25 protein-coding genes, 1 pseudogene and 1 riboswitch are annotated in these 21,683 nt (G+C 41.5%); of the genes and pseudogenes, 3 read left to right on the plus strand and 23 right to left on the minus strand.

Annotation, left to right across the window (positions count from 1 at the left end):
• Window positions 1-2: 2 nt before the first annotated feature.
• The 5 genes from AC4PGZ_RS06605 to AC4PGZ_RS06625 form a co-directional block, all read right to left on the minus strand.
• Complete coding sequence (locus AC4PGZ_RS06605; RefSeq protein WP_492157844.1) at window positions 3-365, minus strand: VOC family protein; 363 nt, start codon at window positions 363-365, stop codon at window positions 3-5.
• 100 nt (window positions 366-465) lie between these two features.
• Complete coding sequence (locus AC4PGZ_RS06610; protein ID WP_492157845.1) at window positions 466-1,038, minus strand: nitroreductase family protein; 573 nt, start codon at window positions 1,036-1,038, stop codon at window positions 466-468.
• A gap of 49 nt (window positions 1,039-1,087) precedes the next feature.
• A complete protein-coding gene (locus tag AC4PGZ_RS06615) occupies window positions 1,088-1,933 on the minus strand; it encodes a pirin family protein (protein ID WP_492157846.1) in 846 nt (281 codons plus the stop codon).
• Window positions 1,917-2,351 (minus strand): MarR family winged helix-turn-helix transcriptional regulator, encoded by a 435-nt coding sequence (locus tag AC4PGZ_RS06620; RefSeq protein WP_492157847.1) that lies wholly within the window; start codon window positions 2,349-2,351, stop codon window positions 1,917-1,919. The genes AC4PGZ_RS06615 and AC4PGZ_RS06620 overlap by 17 nt, the downstream gene beginning before the upstream one ends.
• A gap of 193 nt (window positions 2,352-2,544) precedes the next feature.
• A complete protein-coding gene (locus AC4PGZ_RS06625) occupies window positions 2,545-3,285 on the minus strand; it encodes an SDR family NAD(P)-dependent oxidoreductase (RefSeq protein WP_492157848.1) in 741 nt (246 codons plus the stop codon).
• Between the two features lie 392 nt (window positions 3,286-3,677).
• On the opposite strand from AC4PGZ_RS06625, the gene AC4PGZ_RS06630 reads away from it, so the two are divergent.
• Window positions 3,678-4,976, plus strand: a complete 1,299-nt coding sequence (locus tag AC4PGZ_RS06630) for an IS110 family RNA-guided transposase (protein ID WP_492157849.1) — start codon at window positions 3,678-3,680, stop codon at window positions 4,974-4,976.
• A 307-nt stretch (window positions 4,977-5,283) separates the two neighbouring features.
• Here the strand turns inward: AC4PGZ_RS06630 and AC4PGZ_RS06635 are convergent, their stop codons facing one another.
• From AC4PGZ_RS06635 to AC4PGZ_RS06685, 11 genes and pseudogenes are all read right to left on the minus strand, one after another.
• Window positions 5,284-7,080 carry an FUSC family protein gene (locus AC4PGZ_RS06635; protein WP_492157850.1) on the minus strand — a complete coding sequence of 599 codons (1,797 nt, stop codon included), beginning with the start codon at window positions 7,078-7,080 and terminating at the stop codon, window positions 5,284-5,286.
• Between the two features lie 137 nt (window positions 7,081-7,217).
• Complete coding sequence (thiC, locus tag AC4PGZ_RS06640; RefSeq protein WP_492157851.1) at window positions 7,218-8,525, minus strand: phosphomethylpyrimidine synthase ThiC; 1,308 nt, start codon at window positions 8,523-8,525, stop codon at window positions 7,218-7,220.
• Between the two features lie 2 nt (window positions 8,526-8,527).
• Window positions 8,528-9,319, minus strand: a complete 792-nt coding sequence (gene thiD / locus AC4PGZ_RS06645) for a bifunctional hydroxymethylpyrimidine kinase/phosphomethylpyrimidine kinase (RefSeq protein ID WP_492157852.1) — start codon at window positions 9,317-9,319, stop codon at window positions 8,528-8,530.
• Window positions 9,316-9,954, minus strand: a complete 639-nt coding sequence (gene thiE / locus AC4PGZ_RS06650) for a thiamine phosphate synthase (protein WP_492157853.1) — start codon at window positions 9,952-9,954, stop codon at window positions 9,316-9,318. The genes thiD and thiE overlap by 4 nt, the downstream gene beginning before the upstream one ends.
• The gene (thiM, locus tag AC4PGZ_RS06655) at window positions 9,941-10,762 is read right to left on the minus strand and encodes a hydroxyethylthiazole kinase (RefSeq protein ID WP_492157854.1); all 822 of its coding nucleotides are present in this window, start codon (window positions 10,760-10,762) and stop codon (window positions 9,941-9,943) included. Before thiM ends, thiE begins: the two co-directional genes overlap by 14 nt.
• Before the next feature lie 79 nt (window positions 10,763-10,841).
• Window positions 10,842-10,949: riboswitch (TPP riboswitch) on the minus strand.
• Between the two features lie 36 nt (window positions 10,950-10,985).
• Window positions 10,986-11,387 carry an ATP-binding cassette domain-containing protein gene (locus AC4PGZ_RS06660; protein WP_492157855.1) on the minus strand — a complete coding sequence of 134 codons (402 nt, stop codon included), beginning with the start codon at window positions 11,385-11,387 and terminating at the stop codon, window positions 10,986-10,988.
• 61 nt (window positions 11,388-11,448) lie between these two features.
• Window positions 11,449-11,727, minus strand: a complete 279-nt coding sequence (locus tag AC4PGZ_RS06665; protein ID WP_492157856.1) for a hypothetical protein — start codon at window positions 11,725-11,727, stop codon at window positions 11,449-11,451.
• The gene (locus AC4PGZ_RS06670; RefSeq protein ID WP_492157857.1) at window positions 11,651-12,190 is read right to left on the minus strand and encodes a hypothetical protein; all 540 of its coding nucleotides are present in this window, start codon (window positions 12,188-12,190) and stop codon (window positions 11,651-11,653) included. The genes AC4PGZ_RS06665 and AC4PGZ_RS06670 overlap by 77 nt, the downstream gene beginning before the upstream one ends.
• 75 nt (window positions 12,191-12,265) lie before the next feature.
• On the minus strand, window positions 12,266-12,463 hold the full coding sequence (locus tag AC4PGZ_RS06675) for a hypothetical protein (RefSeq protein ID WP_492157858.1): 198 nt from the start codon (window positions 12,461-12,463) through the stop codon (window positions 12,266-12,268).
• A 33-nt stretch (window positions 12,464-12,496) separates the two neighbouring features.
• Window positions 12,497-12,589: pseudogene (locus AC4PGZ_RS06680) on the minus strand (hypothetical protein); the annotation flags it as partial.
• Window positions 12,549-13,109: an extracellular solute-binding protein gene (locus AC4PGZ_RS06685; RefSeq protein WP_492157859.1), complete on the minus strand. Its 561-nt coding sequence runs from the start codon at window positions 13,107-13,109 to the stop codon at window positions 12,549-12,551. The pseudogene AC4PGZ_RS06680 and the gene AC4PGZ_RS06685, both read right to left, overlap by 41 nt.
• Before the next feature lie 182 nt (window positions 13,110-13,291).
• On the opposite strand from AC4PGZ_RS06685, the gene AC4PGZ_RS06690 reads away from it, so the two are divergent.
• Both AC4PGZ_RS06690 and AC4PGZ_RS06695 read left to right on the plus strand, forming a co-directional pair.
• Window positions 13,292-14,386, plus strand: a complete 1,095-nt coding sequence (locus AC4PGZ_RS06690) for a carbohydrate kinase (RefSeq protein WP_492157860.1) — start codon at window positions 13,292-13,294, stop codon at window positions 14,384-14,386.
• Complete coding sequence (locus AC4PGZ_RS06695) at window positions 14,380-15,297, plus strand: pseudouridine-5'-phosphate glycosidase (protein WP_492157861.1); 918 nt, start codon at window positions 14,380-14,382, stop codon at window positions 15,295-15,297. The genes AC4PGZ_RS06690 and AC4PGZ_RS06695 overlap by 7 nt, the downstream gene beginning before the upstream one ends.
• A 58-nt stretch (window positions 15,298-15,355) precedes the next feature.
• On the opposite strand, the gene AC4PGZ_RS06700 is transcribed toward AC4PGZ_RS06695, so the two are convergent.
• From AC4PGZ_RS06700 to AC4PGZ_RS06730, 7 genes are all read right to left on the minus strand, one after another.
• Window positions 15,356-16,252 carry a DMT family transporter gene (locus AC4PGZ_RS06700; protein WP_492157862.1) on the minus strand — a complete coding sequence of 299 codons (897 nt, stop codon included), beginning with the start codon at window positions 16,250-16,252 and terminating at the stop codon, window positions 15,356-15,358.
• Entirely contained in the window at window positions 16,212-17,357 is a 1,146-nt protein-coding gene (locus AC4PGZ_RS06705) for an aminotransferase (protein ID WP_492157863.1), read from the minus strand. The genes AC4PGZ_RS06700 and AC4PGZ_RS06705 overlap by 41 nt, the downstream gene beginning before the upstream one ends.
• A gap of 12 nt (window positions 17,358-17,369) precedes the next feature.
• On the minus strand, window positions 17,370-18,362 hold the full coding sequence (locus tag AC4PGZ_RS06710; RefSeq protein WP_492157864.1) for an ornithine cyclodeaminase family protein: 993 nt from the start codon (window positions 18,360-18,362) through the stop codon (window positions 17,370-17,372).
• A 116-nt stretch (window positions 18,363-18,478) separates the two neighbouring features.
• Entirely contained in the window at window positions 18,479-19,657 is a 1,179-nt protein-coding gene (locus AC4PGZ_RS06715; RefSeq protein ID WP_492157865.1) for a PucR family transcriptional regulator, read from the minus strand.
• Window positions 19,654-20,232, minus strand: a complete 579-nt coding sequence (locus AC4PGZ_RS06720) for a DUF3841 domain-containing protein (RefSeq protein ID WP_492157866.1) — start codon at window positions 20,230-20,232, stop codon at window positions 19,654-19,656. The genes AC4PGZ_RS06715 and AC4PGZ_RS06720 overlap by 4 nt, the downstream gene beginning before the upstream one ends.
• Entirely contained in the window at window positions 20,208-20,765 is a 558-nt protein-coding gene (locus tag AC4PGZ_RS06725) for a DUF3841 domain-containing protein (protein WP_492157867.1), read from the minus strand. The genes AC4PGZ_RS06720 and AC4PGZ_RS06725 overlap by 25 nt, the downstream gene beginning before the upstream one ends.
• A 20-nt stretch (window positions 20,766-20,785) precedes the next feature.
• Complete coding sequence (locus AC4PGZ_RS06730; protein ID WP_492157868.1) at window positions 20,786-21,670, minus strand: SPL family radical SAM protein; 885 nt, start codon at window positions 21,668-21,670, stop codon at window positions 20,786-20,788.
• Window positions 21,671-21,683: the final 13 nt, after the last annotated feature.

Raw genomic sequence — 21,683 nt, forward strand, 5'->3', positions numbered from 1 at the left:
TTTTACCTCATTTCTACAAATTGAATCTTAAGTCCATTCGGGTCAAGCACATAGAAAAATCTGGTATCCGGATTTGGCTGAAACGGTCCTTCAAAAATACCTATACCCTTTTCTTTTACAAAATCAAGCTTTTCGTCAAGAGAATCTACCTGAAATCCCCATGATATATCTTTTCCAATAGCGGTCTCTCCAGAAATCCCTCCAGATATAAGCTCAATTTTTGTTTCTCCATCCCCTAAAAATGCAATCTCTACGCCCGGTCCTGCCGCAAATCTGCTGTCGATTTCTAGCCCGACTATTTCCTCATAAAATTTCAGCGATTCTTCCATGTTCCTTACGTGCAGCGTGCTCCAGCAAAATTTCATAGTAACCCTCCTGATAAAATGATTCATTATAATATACAAATCAGCCAGGACCTCATATTTATATTTACATGCGAGGCCCTGGCTTTAGTTATATTATCTTCTATTTTACAAATATTACTCTCTGTGATATATCCTCAGCCGGTTTTTCATCTGGGTGCGAACCGATGCCTCCAAATGGCATCTGCGCATTCAGAACATAACTTTCAGGTAGGTCGAACAGTTTCCTTACAGCTTCGTCAATCACAGGATTATAGTGCTGAAGAGATGCTCCTGCTCCAAGCTCCTTAAGACCGCTCCATATGCTTATCTGAAGCATTGCCGATGCCTGAGATGCCCATTCAGGGAATTTGTCAGCGTATAATGCAAACTGATCCTGCATTCCTTTTACGACTGCCTGGTCATAAAAGTACAGTATTGTTCCGTAGCCATTTTTAAAGCTGTCTATCTTCTCTCTTGCTACCTTCCCTTCGAATACATCATATATCGTATCCCATAGCTGATCCTGTTTTTCACCCGTAGCCACTACTACTCTTGAGCTCTTCATATTGAACGCATCAGGCACAAGTTCAGTAGCCTTTTCAATTAGATCAAATATCCTAGCCTCATCAACCGGAAGCTCTCTGTTAATGTCATAATGTGTTCTTCTTGATTTTAAAGATTCTAGTATTCTCATGTTGTTTCTCCTTTTCTAATTAAATTAAATTAATTTATGTTAATGATTTTTATACATCATATTCAACTTTTTCTTTTAAGAATTCCCCAGTTCTCAGTTCGGCAAAGGCTTGTCTTAGCTCCTGCTCCGTATTCATTACTATAGGCCCACCCCATGAAACAGGTTCTTTTAGCATGTCAGAGCTTACAAATAGTATCTCTGCTTCTTTTTCCAGCGACTCTATGACAAGAGATTCTCCTTCTGTCAGCTTTACGGCAGTTTTTTCTTCTACTGTCTCGCCTGCTATTCTTGCAGCGCCTGAAAGCGTAAATACCAGCACTGACTTTTCTCTACCCGTTTCTATCGTAAAGCTCTTTCCTGGCTCAAGCTTTATATCATAATAATCCACAGGAAGATATTTCCCTCTGAAGCCCTCATGATCTTTGTATTTTCCACTTATAAGTCTCAGCAAGCCACCTTCTATTGTTATTTCCTCAATATCCTCTTTTTTTATGCTGTGATATTCAGGTGGTGCCATTTTATTTTCTCGAGGCATATTAAGCCATAGCTGAACTCCAAGAAGTCTTTCTGATGCAGGAAGCTTTTCTTCATGCATTATCCCGGATCCCGCAGTCATCCACTGAACCTCTCCATCGCTAATTGCATCTTCATTTCCAAGACTGTCTCTGTGAACCATATTGCCACTGACTATGAGGCTTATGGTCTCAATGCCTCTGTGCGGATGCAGTGGAAATCCAGCGGTATAATCATCCGGTCTCTCGCTGTCAAACGAATCCAGCATAAGTATCGGATCGAAAGTCTCTACAGTATCATGACCTAAAACTCTTACAAGACTTACTCCAGCTCCGTCTCTTGTTCTAAACCCGGTAACCTTTTCTTTAATCTTTCTTTCCATTCTCAAGACCTCCAAATTTTCTCATATAATTTATAAGGTTCAATTGCTCCTCGTCATTCCAAACGCTCATCATATCTATGATCATCTTCTCATTTTCAGGATATACCCTGTCCATGAGGCTTATTCCTTTTTCAGTGATGTGAAGTATGAACTTTCTTTTGTCTGACTGATCCTGATTTCTGGTTAAAAGGCCTTCGTTTTCAAGATTCTTAACTATCACAGGTATGGTTCCGCTGGTACTGAGTATCTTTTCCTGAACCTCACCAACCGACAGATCCCCTTTGTGATACAGAGCTTCAAGTACGGCAAACTGCGCATTTGTAAGACCATATTTCTTGTGTATCTTTCCAGTAGCTCTGTTTATTTCATTTAGAGTCCTGCTCATTCCAATGAAAATCTTAAGTTCTGATTTTTTCATAAAACAACCTCGTTTTCAAATAATACTTGTCAGCAACTTTGTCTGTAATTACATTTTACTCTAACTAGAGATAAATTGCAAGAGGTTTTTTCAAGATTTTTGAATTTTATTTATTTTCAGTTTATAAAAAATCTCCAACTGATTGATTCAGCTGGAGATCAGTGTTCTATATTTTAAAATGCAAATTTCTGTATTAAATTTCGATTCCACCATCTACTCTCAGTATCTGTCCATCTACAAATGATGATTCGTCAGAAGCAAGGAAAAGCGCTACGGTAGCAATATCAACCGGCTGGCCTATCCTCTTTAGCGGAGAGCCTTCTTTCATGCCACCAAGTACATCCGGTCCTCCTATGCTGTCAACCATTGCTGTATGGATCGCTCCCGGTGCAATGGCGTTTACCCTTATCTCTGGCCCAAGCTCCCACGCCATAGATTTTGTCAGGCCATTCATAGCGTGTTTTGTAGTGATATATCCTACGAATCCGTGATGCGCTCCAAATCCTGCTACAGAGCTCGTATTGATTATGACGCCTTTACCTTTTTTCTTCATCTCCGGAGCAACAAGCTGAGCAAGATATAAAGCCGAAGTAACGTTTACAGCCCAAAGCTTGTTCCACTCCTCAAGCGATACATCCATCAAGGACGACATACTGAGCATTCCCGCATTGTTAAAGAGTATGTCTACAGTGCCATAGGCTTCCATCGTCTTATCTACAAGTATTTTATTATCCTCAGTTTTTGAAGCATCTACGATCACGTACATCGCTTCCCCGCCCTGTGCCTTTATTCCATCTACTACTTCTTTCGCTCTTTTTTCATCTCTTCCAGTAACTACGACTCTTGCTCCCTCTTTTGCAAAAAGCTCAGCGGTAGCTCTTCCCATGCCAGATGTTGACCCTGTTACAATTGCAACTTTATCTTTCAGTTTCATTTGATACCTCCTTGTATAATGTAGTTAGTAATTTATGGTTTTAATTCAACTAATAAAACCCGAACATTACGAACTACTAATTTTTTTGTATATATTTCAAATCCTGGCGGATTATTGAATATATTATATAAAATTTATTCCTTTTTGAAAATTCAACTTTGCCAAATGTAGTATAATCTTTATTGAATAGAGGATAGATGTACACCTCCTGGGAGGATCACAGTATCCCATACCCGCAAATTAGCGTATCATTCCATCAGTAAAAATTCTATGTTTAGCTGGTTGGATTTCCCGAAGGGAATTATCCGTGTCACAAACAAGGTTGTAGAGTTGCTGATAGAAGGTGGAATCTCTAATTCTATCTCAATATATTAAATAAGGAGATACTGGAAATGAACAAATATATTAATAGACCAGTTGTAGGAATCGATGTTGCCGCAGAATTTTCAATGGTTGCCATTTTGGCACCTGACGGTGAGGTATACAGGAAATCATTCAGGATAAATCATACTTTGGATGGATTTGAATATTTAGCTTCTGAAATAAAAAAAGTGGAAGAAAAATATGACATGAAGGTTGCCTCCTTCATGGAATCCACTGGCGTGTATCATATATCTCTTTTCCACTTTTTAAATGATAATAAGTTTGATGTGTTCACTATCAATCCTCTTATCACTAATTCTAACAAAAATTTCGATATTAGAAAAGTGAAAAATGATAAACAAGATGCACTTGCTATTGCTAAAATATGCAAATTCCAAAATATCAAGGTATCCAATAACTTTGATAAAGAGCTGTATACATTGAAATCACTTTGTCGTGAATATTACAAGCTTACCGATACCAAGTCTACATTCAAGAAAAAATTATCTAATGAATTAAGAATAATTTTCCCTGGCTATTTAAATATTTTTTCTGATACTACATCAAAATCATCTTTACAGATATTGAAGCAGTATCCAAGACCCGACGATATACTTTCAGCTGACAAAACTGAAATCATAAACCTTCTGTTGAAACTTTCCAGGAAAGGCATGAAATACGCTGAAAACAAATATGCTCTTCTGTTTGCTGCCGCAAAAGAATCCCTTATCACTGGAGTATCATCAGATAGTCTGTTTGTTAAGTTGAAAGCTAATATAAGCATTATAGAGAACTTTGAAACTCAAATAGATTTACTTCTCTGCGAAATCAAAAATCTGCTTTCAAGTGGCAGAATACCGACTGATATTCTTAAAAATATTGAGTTGCTTCAATCAATACCTGGTATAGGTGAAGTAACTGCTATAACAATTATAAGTGAAATTGGTGATTTTAAAAATTTTGCAAAATCAAAAAAGCTGGTTGCATTTTTCGGACTTGATCCTTCGGTAAATGAATCCGGAAAATTCAAAGGCTCCAATAATCATATTTCTAAAAGAGGAACACGCACGGGCCGAAGAGCTCTTTACGCTGTCGCTCTTGCTTCGGTTAGAAGCAAACGAAATGGTCTTGCAACAAACAGCGTACTTCTTAACTATTACAAAGAAAATATGAATGGTAAGAGCAAGAAGGTAGGCATTGTTGCTGTCATGAAAAAATTATTGGGTTATATATTTTCCATATTAAAGAATCAAAAGTCATATGAAATTCGTCACCCTGAGCTACACTGTAAGATGTATGTTGAAAATCAATATCTGCAAGTAGCCTAACGGCTGAATACGAACCATTTAAAAGTCAGGCCATTCAAAATTCGAATATTTTTTTGGCCTATTTGTAGTACCATAAAACCATAAATGAATTTTTATCAAAAATCATTGACAATTACTAGCTGGTCTAAATAATCACGATTTAAAATGACTGTTCATTTTACTTCTAGTATTTTGAGTTATTATATCACAATAGTCTGAAAATTGTCTACACCTATAATTAAAAAATGTCAAATTAATTAATTGTTAATAAAATAATTATTACGCAATACAATTTTGTTAAATCTATATTTTATCTATCACGCTTTTATCATATAACTGACTTGATTTTTATCATGCTCATAATTTCCTGAAGATGATTCATTTCTCTGCTTAATTTTGGCATTTCAGCTATGTCAATCTGTTTAATATCAGCAAGAAGTTCATCAGCTTCTACCGATTCCGTTATTGAGTAAAGCACCTCCGTTATGCTTGTAATATCTTTATCCTGAACTTTCATGAAATCATTTCTTTCTACAAGCTTTTCAAGCAGGAAGCATATATGAGAAAGTGATGATACCATCGGCCACATCATTTCAAGGCTTTCCTTTTTTACAGGAATCTCTCCCAAAGCAGTGCGGTAAGCAAGTCTCAGATTTTCAAGATCTATATCCAATCTTTCCTTTAGATGCAGTATTGATCTAAGGTCATAATCTCTGCCTGACGACTTGAGATTTTCAAATAATTCGATACTTGTTTTTATCAGATTTGATGTAAGTACAGGAAGCCTGCTAGAAGCTGATTTTCTCCCTATTATGAATGTTCCTGCCAGTCCGATCAGAGATCCAGCTGCTATTGCAAGTCCTGCAGGTTCAAATGAAAGAATAATTGTCGCAATGAAGGTACCTATTATGGTCCCCACCGATCTAAGCACTGCTCTGTTGAATGTGGTCATTATCGTGCTCCCAAACATCACAGCTGCACATGAAAGAGGGACCCAGTAGGGCCTTGTGAAGGGAAGCGTAAAAGCTATGAGTGCTGACAGTGAAAGAACCAGCGCGTATCTGAGAGAGTTTGCAAATACGATGAAATTTTTGTCAAAGGCGCTCGTTAGCTTTAGCCTTCCAGAGGTTTTTGATGTTAAAATAATCTCACGGTCTACATTTTCAAGCGGTGTATCGAGGAAATCTTCTATTTTTCTTATGCATCCTGATAATTTCTCATATTCCTTATGACATGCTTCTGCCGGTTCAATCATGATGCGGCCCTCTTCACTGTTTTCGGCGGATCTTATCTTGAATTTTATTTGTCTTATTCTCTTTGAAAAAGACTCCGGTATTCCTGCTCCTTTATTGAAGTATGATTCTAAAAGCTCCAGAAAAAGCTCGTCGGCATACTGATTTAATATAGCAAGCCTGTCATACATGCCCTTGTCCTTGTTCAGTAATGGACCCGAGGAAAATATCTCCTTGCCGGTCCTTAGATATTCCACGACGGAATGCCTTCTGGAATTAATGCCATCAAGATTTTTGGCTTCGCTGAAGTAAGCGAGCGATTCATATATATCTTCGACTGCCTTTATCTCTGCTTTATATGGTTCTCTGAACCAGCCAATCATACTTAGCACCCATGCAAGCATGCCGCTTGCAAATACCACAAGGAACCTGAGAGGAGCCTGTGAAGGATCTGCCGGCATGCTGGTAGTTATCGTAAAGCTAAGTACAAAAAATATGGCAGCTGGTCCTGGAATCCGAAATACACCGAATATGAATGTTGCTGTAAATCCTATTATTCCAAGAATCAGTATTACAAGCCAGGTATAGGGAGCTGCAACTGTGCCAAGTCCGACAAGAAAGCTTATAGTTAGTGCAACCAGAAATATTTTCTTCGCTCTCACTGCATAGGTTTCATTGAATACATAGAGATATGTAAACCCTCCGATGCCCCCAAGGAGTCCCATTCCAAAATCTCCCATGAGGATTCCGGCCAGAAGTGGAAGTGATGCACAAAGCCCTGCAAAAAAAGCTTTCGTCCACGGAGTCGGTCCCTTTCTGAACTCAAACAGCTGCTTGAGTATCAAATCCGAGGTATATTTCAAATCTTCTCTATCTTTACTTTTTTCTTTCAAAATTAATCCTCCATCATAAATATTCTCTACTGCAAAATTGATTTTATTTTCGAAAATTCATTCACATTTAATTATTTTAACATAAAAACACCATACCTGAAAAGATATGGTGCCTTAAAATCAATAACATAAAATCATTATAATATGTCTATATGTTCCCCGGAAAGTGACTTGTTCATGCTCCTTATGGCGCAGAACTTTCCACACATGGAACATGAATCGTCATGCTCAGGCTTTCTTTCCTCTCTTATGCGCCTTGCTGTATCCGGATCGATCGCGCATTTCCACTGTGCTTCCCAGTCAAATGTCCTTCTTGCATCAGACATCCTGTCATCAAGCTCTCTCGCCCCTCTGACGCCTTTTGCTATATCTGCCGCATGGGCTGCTATCTTTGACGCTATTATTCCCTGTTTCACGTCATCAAGATTTGGAAGCGCAAGATGCTCAGCCGGAGTAACGTAGCACAGGAATGCCGCTCCGGAGGCTGCTGCTATCGCTCCTCCTATTGCTGCTGTTATATGGTCATAGCCTGGCGCTATGTCAGTAACGAGCGGACCCAGCACATAAAAAGGAGCACCCTTGCATATTGTCTGCTGCAGCTTCATGTTTGCTTCAATCTGATCAAGAGGCATGTGACCTGGACCCTCAACAAGAACCTGTACGTCTTTTTCCCAGGCTCTTGATGTAAGCTCTCCAAGCCTTACAAGCTCCTCTATCTGGCAGACATCCGAAGCATCTGCAAGGCATCCAGGCCTGCATGCGTCTCCTAATGAAACCGTGACATCATATTCTCTGCATATATCCAGTATCTCATCGTAGTATTCATAAAATGGATTCTCCTCCCCGGTCATGCTCATCCAGGCAAATACCATTGAGCCTCCTCTCGAGACTATATTCATCTTTCTCTTATGCTTTTTTATCTGTTCGATGGTTTTTCTGGTTATTCCGCAGTGGAGAGTGACGAAATCTACACCATCTTCTGCATGAAGTCTTATGACATCGATGAAATCTCTGGCTTTGAGCGTACTGAGATCTCTCTGATAATGAATTACCGAGTCATACACAGGCACTGTTCCAACCATAGCGGGACACTCAGATGTAAGCTTTCTTCTGAAAGGTGAAGTGTCTCCATGTGATGAAAGATCCATTATCGCATGAGCTCCCATATTGACCGCTTCCATTACTTTTTTCATCTCTTCATCATAATCCCTGCAGTCTCTTGAAACTCCAAGATTTACGTTGATCTTGGTTTTTAGCATGGATCCTATTCCCTGAGGATCAAGAGATTTATGATTCTTATTTGCACATATTACTACTTTCCCCGATGCCACAAGAGGCATCAACTCGCTGACATCCATAAGCTCTTTCTGCGCTACTTTCTTCAGTTCCTCAGTTATTATCCCTTTTCTTGCAGCTTCCATCTGTGTTGCATATTCTCTTTTCATTATTAATCCTTCCTACATGTGTTCCATGCGTGGTTAAGTGGTCCGCTTCCATTTCCAAGATCCAGCATTGCTCTCAGCGATCCTGATAAATACTCTTTTGCATTCCATATAGAGTCCTCAAGATCCATTCCCTTTGCAAGCCCTGCCGCGATTGCACTGGAAAGCGTGCATCCAGTCCCATGAGTGTTGCTGTTTTCTATTCTTTCCGATCTGAACCATCTGTGACGGCCTCTGTAATAGAGAACATCATTTGCATCATTTATGCTGTGCCCTCCCTTGCATAGTACTGCGCATCCATGATAATCACCAATGATCCCTGCCGCTCTCAACATGTCTTTTTCGCTCTTTATTTCTATTCCGGAGAGAATCGATGCTTCCGGAATATTTGGAGTGATTACATCTGCCATCTCGAAAAGCCTTGCTTTCAGGGCCTCAACCGCACCTTCATTCAGAAGCTTTGACCCACTCGTGGATATCATTACAGGATCCAGTACAATATTTCTCGCATTGTATTTCCTCAGCTTTTCTGATATTACAACTATGAGATCCGCCGAAGATACCATCCCTATTTTGACCGAATCAGGGTATATGTCAGTGAATACGCTGTCAATCTGGGCCGAGAGGAAAACGGGATCCACCTCAAGCACGGCTGATACTCCTAATGTATTCTGAGCAGTAAGCGCAGTGACTGCGCTCATGGCATACACTCCATATGCGGTCATGGTTTTTATGTCTGCCTGAATGCCCGCACCTCCGCTTGAGTCGCTCCCTGCAATTGTAAGCGCTGTCTTCATGTCAGGCACCCCTCTATTTCTTTTCTGAGCTCAGCTGCAGCTTTTTTCAAGTCGTCCTGTGCAAATATCGCACTTATTACAGCCGCTCCGCTTATTCCGCTTTGCGACAGATATTTTATATTCTCTTTATTTATCCCTCCGATTGCAACCACAGGTATGCTGACTGCACTGCATATTTCTTTAAGAAGTTCATGACTTATATACTGTGCATCTGGCTTTGAATCCGTATGAAATACAGCCCCTGCTCCAAGATAATCAGCACCGTCCCTCTCTGCCCTCAGCGCTTCCTCAACGCTCCGTACAGATACCCCAAGGATCATATCCTTGCCGATAAGCCTTCGTACGGTTTTCGCTTCCATGTCTTCCTGCCCAATATGGACTCCATGCGCGCCTGAGGCAATCGCAATATCTACATTATCATTTATTACAAGAGGGACTCCGAATTTTTCACAGATATCTTTTAAAAGTCTGGCTTCTTCAAGAAACCTGTCCGACCTGAGGTTCTTTTCCCTGTGCTGTACGAGAGTTACCCCTCCCTCAAGTATTTTTTCAACCTGAAAGCTGAGGGATTCACATCCAAGCCACGTTCTGTCAGTAACTGCATAGAGAAGCATGTCCTTTTTATCTAATTTCATAAATCGCTCCTTTTTCAAGCTTGTCCCCGTCCATACTGAATATCTCGTCAATTATCCTGTTCCTGTATGTGGAATTACCGTCATTTATATTCATTCTATTCCAGGCAAGCTCGCCAGAAAGCCCCATCAGGCATACAGCTGCAACAGCTGCCTCAAGATCATTGTCAGGATTTGCAGTTATAAATGCTGTTATGAGCGCTGAAAGCTGGCATCCGGTTCCGGTTATGCTTTCCATCTCTTTTCTGCCATTTCTCACTGCATAGCATATCTCCCCGTCAGTTATCAGATCTGTTTGGCCAGTCATTACAATTATTGATCCGCATCTCCTCGAAAAATCTTTTATGAGCGAAACCGCTTCATCCATATCAGATTCAGTCACCGCATCTGCAATATCAGCATCTACGCCTCTGGCATTGCCGCTTCCACAAGAGAGAGTCTTTATCTCTGAGGCATTTCCTCTTATGACATCAAATCTTACTTCCTTCATGAGCATTAGCGCAGTCTGAGTGCGAAGACTGCTCGCCCCGGCGCCCACAGGATCCAGAAGCACCTTATGTCCAAGCATATTGGCTTTTTTCCCTGCAAGCACCATAGCCGGAATTGTGTCTCTGTTGAGGGTTCCAATATTTATATTCAGGCCCCCGCATATTGATGTTATCTCTTCCACTTCTTCCATGTCATCTGCCATTATCGGGCTTGCTCCACATGCAAGAAGCACATTTGCAACATCATTCACAGTCACATAGTTCGTTATATTATGAACCAGAGGTGAGTTTTTTCGCACGTTTTCCATGCATTTTTTTAACATATTTCTCCTTTCTTAAATACAAGCCGAAAGGAATGTCAACATAAAAAAACTGCAGGTATACCAATAAAAGTATACATGCAGTCGCTGCTCAGTATATCCCTACGTTGGCATTATCCAAATCAGGTTACGGGTCTAAGCATACAGCTTACTCTCAGCCTGCTGATCGCAAGCTCCCCTTGTATTTAACTTAATTATACTATAATTTATCAATAAATCAAGTATTTTATATCTGAATCGATACATTCTGGCCTTTTTCGAATGCAGTACCGGCGATTCCGGACATTTCCACCTCCAGCGTATTTTTCCCATCTGAGACTATATATTCTGTTCTAGCCCCCATAAAGATTTTATCCTTTATTTTGTAATCACCCTTGTCATCAGGAATTATTTTTATGTTCTCAGGCCTTATCAATTCATGCTTTCCATTTATATCAACGAAATTCGCTCTCCCTATGAAGGATGATACCTCCCTGCTTAGAGGCCTGAAATAGATGTCCTGAGGAGATCCCGTCTGGAGAGTTGCCATGGATCTTGCAAGCGCGACCCTCTGCTGCTGGCCACCGCTCAGATTGACAACCTGAGAACGTTCATACCCTGTTAATCCTGAGATTTCGAGATATTTCATTGCCTCTTACGAGGCAGCTTTTTTGTTCATCCTGCACAGGTGTCTCAGGCCATAGCTCACATTATCCTTTGGGAAGATCCAATATATACTTTGAAGTGAACCTTATTTTTCCCGTGGCAGTGTTTGAAACCGTAGACAGGAATATATTAGAATACTTTAGTATCATGATTGCAAAATAGATTACAACGACTGCCAGAAGGATATTCTTTATATATCCGGGAAGCTCATAAACATAGTCCTCTGAGGATGAGAGCTTGCTCCCGTCAGATGAATTTCCCGCTTTTGAAATGTTTTTTCTGTAGAAATAAAAGGCCGCTATTGCAGGTGGAATCATAAGCATGCTTATTGCCGCAGGCTTTCCGAGGCTGGAAGAAGAAAGCATCTGAAGGTATGCCGGGCCATGCGGCCGGGATCACAATGTTTCTCAGGGTCTGAAGTGGATTTACTCCAAGATCTCGAGATGCCATTATCTGCCTTATATCTATGTTCTGGAGCGTGCCCGAAAGCATAAGCGCGCTCCTCATGAAGTATCTTGTCCTCGGACTTGATACAAATACATAAAACGCTATTATGAATGAAAACAGTGTAGTGAAGCTTGAAGAAAGAATCGTAACCCACATGCTGTTCCGAATGAGTATTAAATTGCTTCTTGATAAAATATCGTGGTAGTACTTCAGCGTAAATTCTCCGTTATCAAACAGGCTCATCCTGAACACCGAAAATATAGGATACAGGACAAAAATGCAAATTGACAGAACCTCAGCAAGTAGAAGGCATCTGTCCAGAATTTTATGTATCTTCATAGCTTCCTCTCTAAAAAAGAAAAGAAAGAACTCAGAGATTATGTTCAAAGTTCCTTCTTAATGATAATCACGTTATTAAGCGTCCTTCTCTCCAGCAAGCGCTGCCCATTTTTCAAGCACAGCTTCTCTCTGAGAACCAAAAAGAAGTACATCCTGCTCAACAAGTTTGCTTACATCCAGGTCCTTCATGACCTCAGGAACATCTATTCCCTCTCTTGCCATTATTCTTGCATCTGCCTCACGAAGATTCAGCTGCCCGTTTTCAGAAAGCATATAATCTACGAATAACTTCGCCGCATCTTTGTTCTGTGAATTCTTGAATATAGCTATCGGTGCAGGAGTCCATGGAACATAATCCTCAGGTTCTACTGCAGTTACGGGAAGTTCCTGATATAGCAGGTGAAGCCATTATTATCTCATTCTTATAAATCGGGTTTGCCAGATCTTCCCATGTTTTTGGATCTTCAAGACCTTTTTCCGCAAGAATGTCATTGTTTACGACAAAACCCGCCGGAACAAGTGCCAGTCCAGTCCAGTAACCGTCCTTGTCGCTGTAGAGAGGATTTATCTTCTCTGCTTCAGGAGACGCATACTGCTCAAGATACCCAAGCTCAGCCGCCGATATGTAGCTGTCCACGCCACCGCCAAACCATATATCCGAAGAAGTATTGCCTTCTGCAGCCTGAAGCTTTGCAAGGGCTTTTCCTGTAGATATATCTATATATTCAACATTTATGCCTGTTTCCTCTGTGAATTTTTCAAATGACTTTTCAGCTCCACCATATGCAAGCATTACATTAAGCGTAGTACCTTCAAACTCTCTATTTGGAGCTGTTTCTGCAGCCTCCTGCGTTCCGTATCCAGCGAGTGAGGTAAGAATAAAAAGACCTGCGATCAAGCCTGATAGAAATTTTTTCATAGTAATTCTCTCCTCCTGCATTTAATTATTTTTACCCATCGTTACGGTTGCGACAACACTTTCATCAATCTCCTCAGATAAATTTATCATATTAGAATTTTTATGTTGCAATTGATAATAAGTTATGGTAGAATTTTTATAAGCTATAGTTTATGTTGTAAGCTAATGTTTAGGAGGTCGATATGACTAACAGAGAAGAAGAGATACTTAAGCTGATAAGCAGGAACCCGGCGATTTCCCAGAGTGATCTGGCAACTGCACTTGGTATAACGCGTTCATCAGTGGCGGTACACATTACAAACCTTACAAAAAAGGGATATATCCTTGGAAAAGGATACATTCTCAGACAGGATGACTACATTACAGTGATAGGAGGCTCAAACGTAGATATTACTGGTTTCCCAAACAAAAGCCTGATTCCCAGAGATTCAAACCCCGGCAAAGTTAAGATATCTCTGGGCGGAGTAGGAAGAAATATCGCTGAGAACCTCGTACATCTTGGAGTCTCAACAAAACTCATAACAGCAGTTGGTGAAGACGTACATGGCAGGAAGATGATTGAACATGCAAACACAATAGGCATGGACATGAAAAGCTCGCTCATATTAAACAGCATGCCAACTTCGACATACATGGCAATACTCGATGAAAAAGGAGACCTGAGCGTAGCCATATCACACATGGATATATTTGACGAGATGTCCATTGATTTCATACAGGAAAAAAGGCAGGTAATTGAAAACTCCCGAATCTGCGTCATCGACACGAACATGCCTGAGGAGCTCATTCACTATGTGCTTGACAGCTTCAGGAATACTGAATTCTTCCTTGACACGGTTTCGACGACAAAAGCGAAGAAGATCATAAGCAAGATTGGCCGCTTCCACACCATAAAACCAAACAAGATTGAGGCTGAGCTTCTTTCGGGCATAAGCATAGAGAGCCAGGAGGACCTTGAAAGAGCTGCTGATTATTTCCTTGATAAGGGAGTACAGAGGGTATTCATTACTTTGGGATCAGAAGGAGTTTTCTACAGCGATGGGTCTGTGAGCGAACTTATTCCAAATCCAAAAGTGGATGTGGTGAATGCAACCGGAGCCGGAGATGCATTCGTTGCAGCACTTGCATTCAGCAGATTCAACAATTATGACATCAGAAAAAGCGCCCATTTTTCAATGGCGGCATCAATACTCACGCTCGGACACGAAGATACAATAAACCCGAATATCTCAAGAGAGAATATTTATAAAACCATGAAGGAGACAGGATTATGTTAGAAAAATATTTAGATATCAAACCAGAAATCAAAAAAGCACTCGAGGAAGGCAAAGCAGTAGTAGCCCTTGAATCTACAATAATATCACACGGGATGCCCTATCCAAGAAATGTCGAGACCGCTCTCAACGTGGAGCAGATCATAAGAGACAACGGCGCAATCCCTGCAACAATAGCCATCATGGATGGCAAGCTCAAGGTAGGGCTCAGCAAGGATGAGATAGAGTCTCTTGGAAAAAGCTCTGATGCTATAAAATGCAGCCGCAGGGACATTCCATTCATACTTGCCAAGAAGCTTGACGGTGCTACCACAGTTGCCTCCACCATGCTGATTGCAAGCATGGCCGGAATAAAGGTTTTTGCAACAGGGGGAATAGGTGGAGTTCACCGCGGAGCTCAGGAGACCTTCGACATCTCAGCTGACCTGCAGGAACTTGCTCATACTGATGTAGCCGTAGTATGCGCCGGCGCAAAATCAATACTCGATATCGGACTTACGCTTGAATATCTTGAAACTCAGGGAGTGCCTGTCGTTGGATTTGGTACAGACGAGCTGCCTGCATTCTACACCTCAAAAAGCGGATTTGGAGTAGATTACAGAATCGACACTCCAGAAGAGCTTGCAGAAGCGCTTAAGACAAAATGGGATTTAGGAATAGAAGGAGGCGTGGTTGTCGCAAATCCGATACCTCCAGAGTATGAAATGGATCCGGCAGTAATAGATTCAGCCATCTCAGAAGCTGTAAGAGAAGCCGATCTGAAAGGCATAAAAGGCAAAGAAAGCACTCCATTCCTCCTTGCAAAGGTAAAAGAGATTACCGGAGGCTCAAGCCTTGATTCAAATATACAGCTAGTTTACAACAATGCTGTGCTTGGTGCAAAAATAGCAGTAGAGCTCAGCAAGCTCAAGTAATCCTTTTCACCTGCTGACATTTTAATGAGCTGCCTCATATTGAGGCAGCTCGTTTTGATTAAGATTCAGTAATCAGTATGGATACGAGGATGGCGGCTGCCCCTGATATCATCCTCAGGGTGAATGTTTCTCCCAGGATCAGTACCGCAAGCAGAGATCCAAATACAGCTTCAAGGCTGAGAATTATGGAAGTAGTCGTAGGACTTGCATGCTTCTGGCACAGGATCTGAAGATAATAAGCGACTGCCGTTCCTATTATGCCAAGATATATCAGCGATATTCCTCCTGCGGTAAGCCAGTTTCCAGCCATAGACATAAATGCACTCTCTCCAGTTATAAGCGTACCCAGAAGCGAAAGCCCTCCCATGACTCCAAATTGTATGGTGGATATTACTGCAGGATCCTCATTTCTCACATAATACCCTGCAATTACTATCTGCGCCGCAAAAAAGAAGCTACTTATCAGAGTAAGGAAATCTCCCCTCTCAATCCTGAATCCGGAATTAAGTGATATCAGAGAAATTCCTGAAAAGCACAGCGCAGCTCCCAGATATGCCTTTGCTCCGGGTTTTTTCCGAAATGCAAGCCATGTAAGAAACGGAACTGCAATTACATATGCCCCGCTCAAAAATGCCTGCTTTCCTGCATCTGTATAGAGCAGTCCATAAGTTTGGAGCACAAAAGCCAGGAACAGCGATATCCCGCACAATATCCCGCCCTTGACTGCACCAGTCGTAAGCACTGCAAAGCGCCTTCTGAAAATCAGGGCCATTGCCGCAAATGCCATAAGAAATCTCACTGCCATAAGACTGAGGGGAGACAGTGTCTCCAGCGCTATTTTGTTTGCAGTGAAAGTAGATCCCCATATTACAGCTACAAGGAAAAGTCCGGCAATCGAGGCTGCTTTAAGCGACTTAAGCTCTGCTCTTTCCACAGCTTCCTCCCCAGTTTTCATCAAAATACTCCTGAAGGCGCTTCAGTCCTTCTTCGAGGATTTCTGTGTTGTTTGCATATCCTATCCTTAGAAAACCTTCCATGTCAAGCGCGGTCCCTGGTACCAGCATAACTCCAGTTTTCTTCATGATATCCCTGCAGAGCTCTTCTGATTTCATGTCATTGCTGTACCTTAAAAACGCAGTAGTTCCTCCCTTTGGCTTTATATAGTCCACATGCTCCGAATTCCTTACCCATCTGTCGAGGATGCCTGCATTTCTTTTTACGAGCGCAATGTTTCTCTCCAGAATCTTATCCTTGTGCCTTAGCGCTATTCCTGCAAGATAATCATCTATCATGCCGCAGCTGATTATGTTATAATCGCGTCTCTTGTTTGCTCTTGATATAAAATCCTTCGGTCCTGCAACCCAGCCAATCCTGAGGCCGGCAAGCGAGAATGTCTTTGAGAGGCTTGCCGTGCTTATGCCCTTTTCGTAGAGATCGAATACCGAAGGAGTAAAGCCTTCCTCGTGATCAAGCCCTCTGTATACCTCATCGCAAAGTACATATGCGCCGACTGATCTTGCTATTTCAATTATTCCGTTCAAAATTTCTTTTCCCATTACAGCTCCTGTAGGGTTATTAGGATTGTTTATGCTTATCACCTTTGTATCCGGCTTGATCAGCAGTCTGAGTTCATCCAGGTCCGGAAGGAATTCATTCTCCCATCTTAAGGGAAGTATATCCACCCTTGCACCAAGAGACTCCGGAATCGAATAATGCTGCTGATAGGTAGGCAGTACGGAAATCACGTGGTCACCCGGTTCTACAAGCACATCATAAACCAGAGAATTGGCCCCAATCGTTCCATGTGTAACTGTTATGTTTTCAACCGAAGCGCTGTCATAAAGCTTTGCGATCTCCGTTCTCAGCTCATTTGAACCTTCTATGGCGCCATAAGTCATCTTCATCTGGCCAATTCTTTCAAATGCCTCAGTTTTCATATCAGCCATGGAAAGCAGTTCATTTACAGTAATTGACTCAACACATGTTTCTGCTATGTTATATACTGCATCGTTTTCATATTCGGCCATCCACATCTCGACTCCAAAATCACGTATCTTCATCTGCATCCTCCTTTAAAAATTCATCTTCTTAATATCATCCATAAGTCCTGCTTTTTTTACAGCCATATACCCAACTGCTATGTCCTGAAGCCCGAGCCCTGTGGAATCAAAAACAGTTATGTCCGCCTCAGATTCTCTTCCTTCTTCCCTGCCCGAAATCACATCTCCGATTTCACATATTATATCTGTTTTTGCAATAATTCCTTCCTTGATGCCTTTTTCGAATTCACCTACATTCACTGACTGATTTATATCATCGGCAATAAGTCTTGCTGAAGTGAGTATTTCAGGATCTATCTCCTGTTTTCCTTCCATATCCGAACCCATGCAGCTGAAGTGTGTTCCTGGCTTTACCCACTCCTTCATGATCATTGGCTTTCTTGATGGAGTAGCTGTCACTATTATATCCGCTTCCCCAGCAGCCGCTTCTATATTCTCTACAGCGATGTATTGTGTATTTTCTTTCTTGTACCCAAAATTATCCACAAATACTGAAGCATTGTCCATATTGACCGGATCAAACACCATCACCTTCTTCAGTGCTGGAAATACAGTCTGCATAGCACGTATCTGGTATGTTGCCTGATGTCCTGCACCGACCATAAGCATTACCTGAGAATCCCTGCGGGCAAGATATCTGGCTCCTATTGCCCCCGCCGCGCCTGTACGCATTCCGGTCATATGCTCTGCATTTATAAGCGCCAGAGGAATACCTGTTTCTCTGTCAAACAGCATTACCACGCCAGAGAGCATCGGGAGATTCTTCTTCCTGTTTTCGCCAAACCACGATACGAGCTTGAGTCCATATACTCCCATGTCATCAAGTGTTCCTGACTTTATATCCATGTCAGCGACCTGGCTTTCAAACTCATGAAATACCATGGGAAACAGCTTTCCGCTTCCAAGAGTTTTTTCCCTGTATACGTTTTCTACCGCCTCAATCACTTCTTCCATCTCTAATAATTCCATTGTATCCGATTCTGATAACACATAAATACTGTTCATATCTCAAATCCTCCTTTTTATACAATTATATGCTTATACACGGTTAATTGCATTGTAGCGAAAAATAAAAAAAGACCCTTATATTGTGTTTATTCACAATATAAAGGTCTCTCGCATCAAATATTCCAGTCCATATGCCTTAGCAGATATATTTTGACAGCAATGGATGCATTCTCATAAAATATATAATCGCTTGCATTTGGATCTATCTTTTCTCTGATTTTGTTCATACGGTATCTGTAGGTATTGTCATGTATGTTGAGCTTTTTTGAAGATATCTTTGAATTGCCTTCGCACAAGATTGTGGTAATGAGTGTCTCAAGATGATCTTTTGTGGAATCAGATTTTTCCGAAAAAAGCGGGCTCAGATATCTCTCTGCATACTCAATCATGTATGGTGATTTGCAGTGAGCAGCCGCTACTGACCAGATTCCCATATCATGGTAATTCATGATACTTTTATTGAGCAGCGTTGCAACCTGGCAGCTCCAGGCTGCCTCCCTTAATGAGAAATCAAGCTCAGACATGGAGTCATGTACTCCTCCTGCGCCGATGACGCACTGCATGAAGTCATGGCCGGCAAGCCGCAGCGCTTCCTCAAGCAGTACCTGCGAATCCTTTTTATTTTCATCATCCTGAATCACCATAAATACGTAAAACTGCCTGTATTTGAATAGAAAGCTCTTCCTGTCTTCCTTAAAGTAATTTGCATATTCTTTTACTGTTTTTTTCATCCTGTTCTGACTTAGCGCCTGCTGAGGCCTTATCCAGTATACTCTGGCACTGGATCCCTTAAAAAGCCCCATATCTCTCGCTAATGCTTCTACTTCATATCTCGTAAGATTGTCTCCCAGCATTATCTCTATCTGATGTTCTGCCTTATTCACCCAGTCTGACATTTTAAGGAGGCCATCTATGTCACTTACTATATCTTCAAAATATATGTCATTGTCAAACAGGATCACGGGAAACTGATTTTCATCACAGAAATTTCTGATACTGTCCGGTATTGATGAAAAGAAGATGTTCTTTACAGCGAGGCCGCTCACATCAAGCTTTACGAGTTTTTTAACCATGTCAAGGAGTTTTTCTTCATCTCCATGGGTAAACAGCAGGCTCGATATTAGAAAATCCCCCGGTCCAAATGAATTGTTTTTTTCTATGTAGCCTTCTATTGAGAATTCATAATCCACTATTCCGGATCTTATGACCTCATTATCAATGCCTCCCAATCCACATGCTACTGGATATTTTTTCAGGCAGCTGTTCTTAATGACTTCTGATACTGTTATCATTTCACTATCCACTCTTTCCTTATAGTCCAGAGCCCTGCCTGTATGCTTCCTATTCCTTGAGTTTCCCCATTTATTATATCCTCATGATGCCTGAAGAGCCTCTTCCAGCTTTCCTGCACCTGCCGCTTGAGATTAGGGTAAAAATTCGTAAGCATGACATCGCTTTCTCTGGTGATTCCGTAATCTCTGAGCATCTTTCTAAATTCCTGTTCGTCCTTTTCTGTCTCACCTATGAATTTCAGGCTGAGTATCTTGTTCCAGTCGTACATGTCAAAAAAAACTGCCGCTTCTACAGGAACCTCCAGCTTTATTATCCTGCTGTCTCCTGATGCCTCTACGCTGTAAATATCCTTGAAAGCCCAGTACGGGTACTCTGCATTTTCCGGTCTCGCAACATATTTTTCAGCCTCGTGGACAAACCAGCTGTATGCCGAAACGAAAATCGGCGCACTTTCCTGATATTTGTCTTCAACATATTTTCTCTTTGAAAAGCATTCTCCGTCTCGCTCAATAATCTGCAGAACTGCCTCTGCCTGAGATGAATACAGGATTACCTTATTATTTCTGATATCCATTCTTTTTTTACCTCCCATATGTTTCCATAGCATTTGCTGCTTCCAAGGATTATGCTATCATCAAAAAGCCTGCTCCAGCTCTCAATTATGCTTCTCTTTATATGCGGATAAAACTGTGACATATAGGCCTGCGCATCGCTTGTTCCATACTGCTCCAGGTATTTTCTGTGCCTTATCCTGTCCTGCTCGTCTGAAGGGATATAGGAATAGTTGAGTATGGTCCCCCACTTGTCTATGTTCACCCTGGTTATGATATCCGGATCCACGGTAAGCTCAATTATCACAGTTCCCTGGCTCGGAAGCATCGTCGCCTCTCTTTCCATAGATACCCATATCGGATAATGAGCATCAGCAGGCTTTTGAAAAGCTCCTGGAGAATTTCTTACCAGCCAGTCATATACATCGAGCACCAGATTTGCATGCTCATCAAGGTCCTTTATTATATACTCCCGCTTAGCCGTATATCTTCCTTTAGATTCCAGCTCTCTCAACACGTTTTCGTTCTGCTTAGTCCATACTTTGATGCTTCCCATCCAAAGTCCTCCCATCATTTTTACAAGAAGGAAAGCTGCTCAGCCTGATAAGACTTTTTATATTCACTTATTATATCCTCCATCCTGTAAAGAATTCCGTATTCATCACACCTGCTCTTGAACAGAGCCCACAGCTTCTTTGAATTCTTTGACCTGCATTCATATGAGTCTCCATATGTGCTTATATATTTCGCCTTGAGCCCCGGAAACAGTTCATCCAGCTTTGTGTAATACCACTGCCGCTGATTATTTCGCAGCGTCACTCCAAAGGCCGGATATATGAATTTCGCGCCATTTTTGTGAGCAAGCTCAATTATTTCTGAGATGTTATCCTCTGTATCTTCAATAAATGGCAGCAACGGCATGAGAAGCACGCCTGTAAATATCCCCGCTTCTGAAAGCTCTTTTATCGCGCGAAATCGCTCAGAAGAAACCGATACCCCAGGCTCCACTTTTCTGGAGAGCTCGTCCCGGGCCGCCGTTACAGTGATTTTTACGATTACCGGGGAATGCTGAGCAATCTGCCTGAGGATATCCGTGTCCCGCAGGATAAGTGAGCTCTTTGTCGCGATCGCAGCTCCAAATCCAAGGCTGTCTATTATCTCAAGTGCTCCTCTTGTCAGGTTATATTCTTTTTCAAGCGGATTATAGGGATCGCTCATGGCGCCTGTGCCCACGACCCCTTTTTTCCTCTTAGTCCTCAGTTCTCTTCTTATCATATCCAGAGCATTCCGTTTTGCTCTGACTCTGTCAAAATCCTCTACGCCATAGCAGTCGCTTCTGCTGTCACAGTATATGCATCCATGACTGCAGCCTTTGTAGATGTTCATGTTATAATCTATCCCAAACCACTGGCTGTTTTCATGGCGAGCAGATATTATTGTTCTTGCCTCGATTAATTCCATTTTCTTCACTCTG

The sequence above is a fragment of the Proteocatella sp. QWL-06 genome (assembly GCF_058684135.1).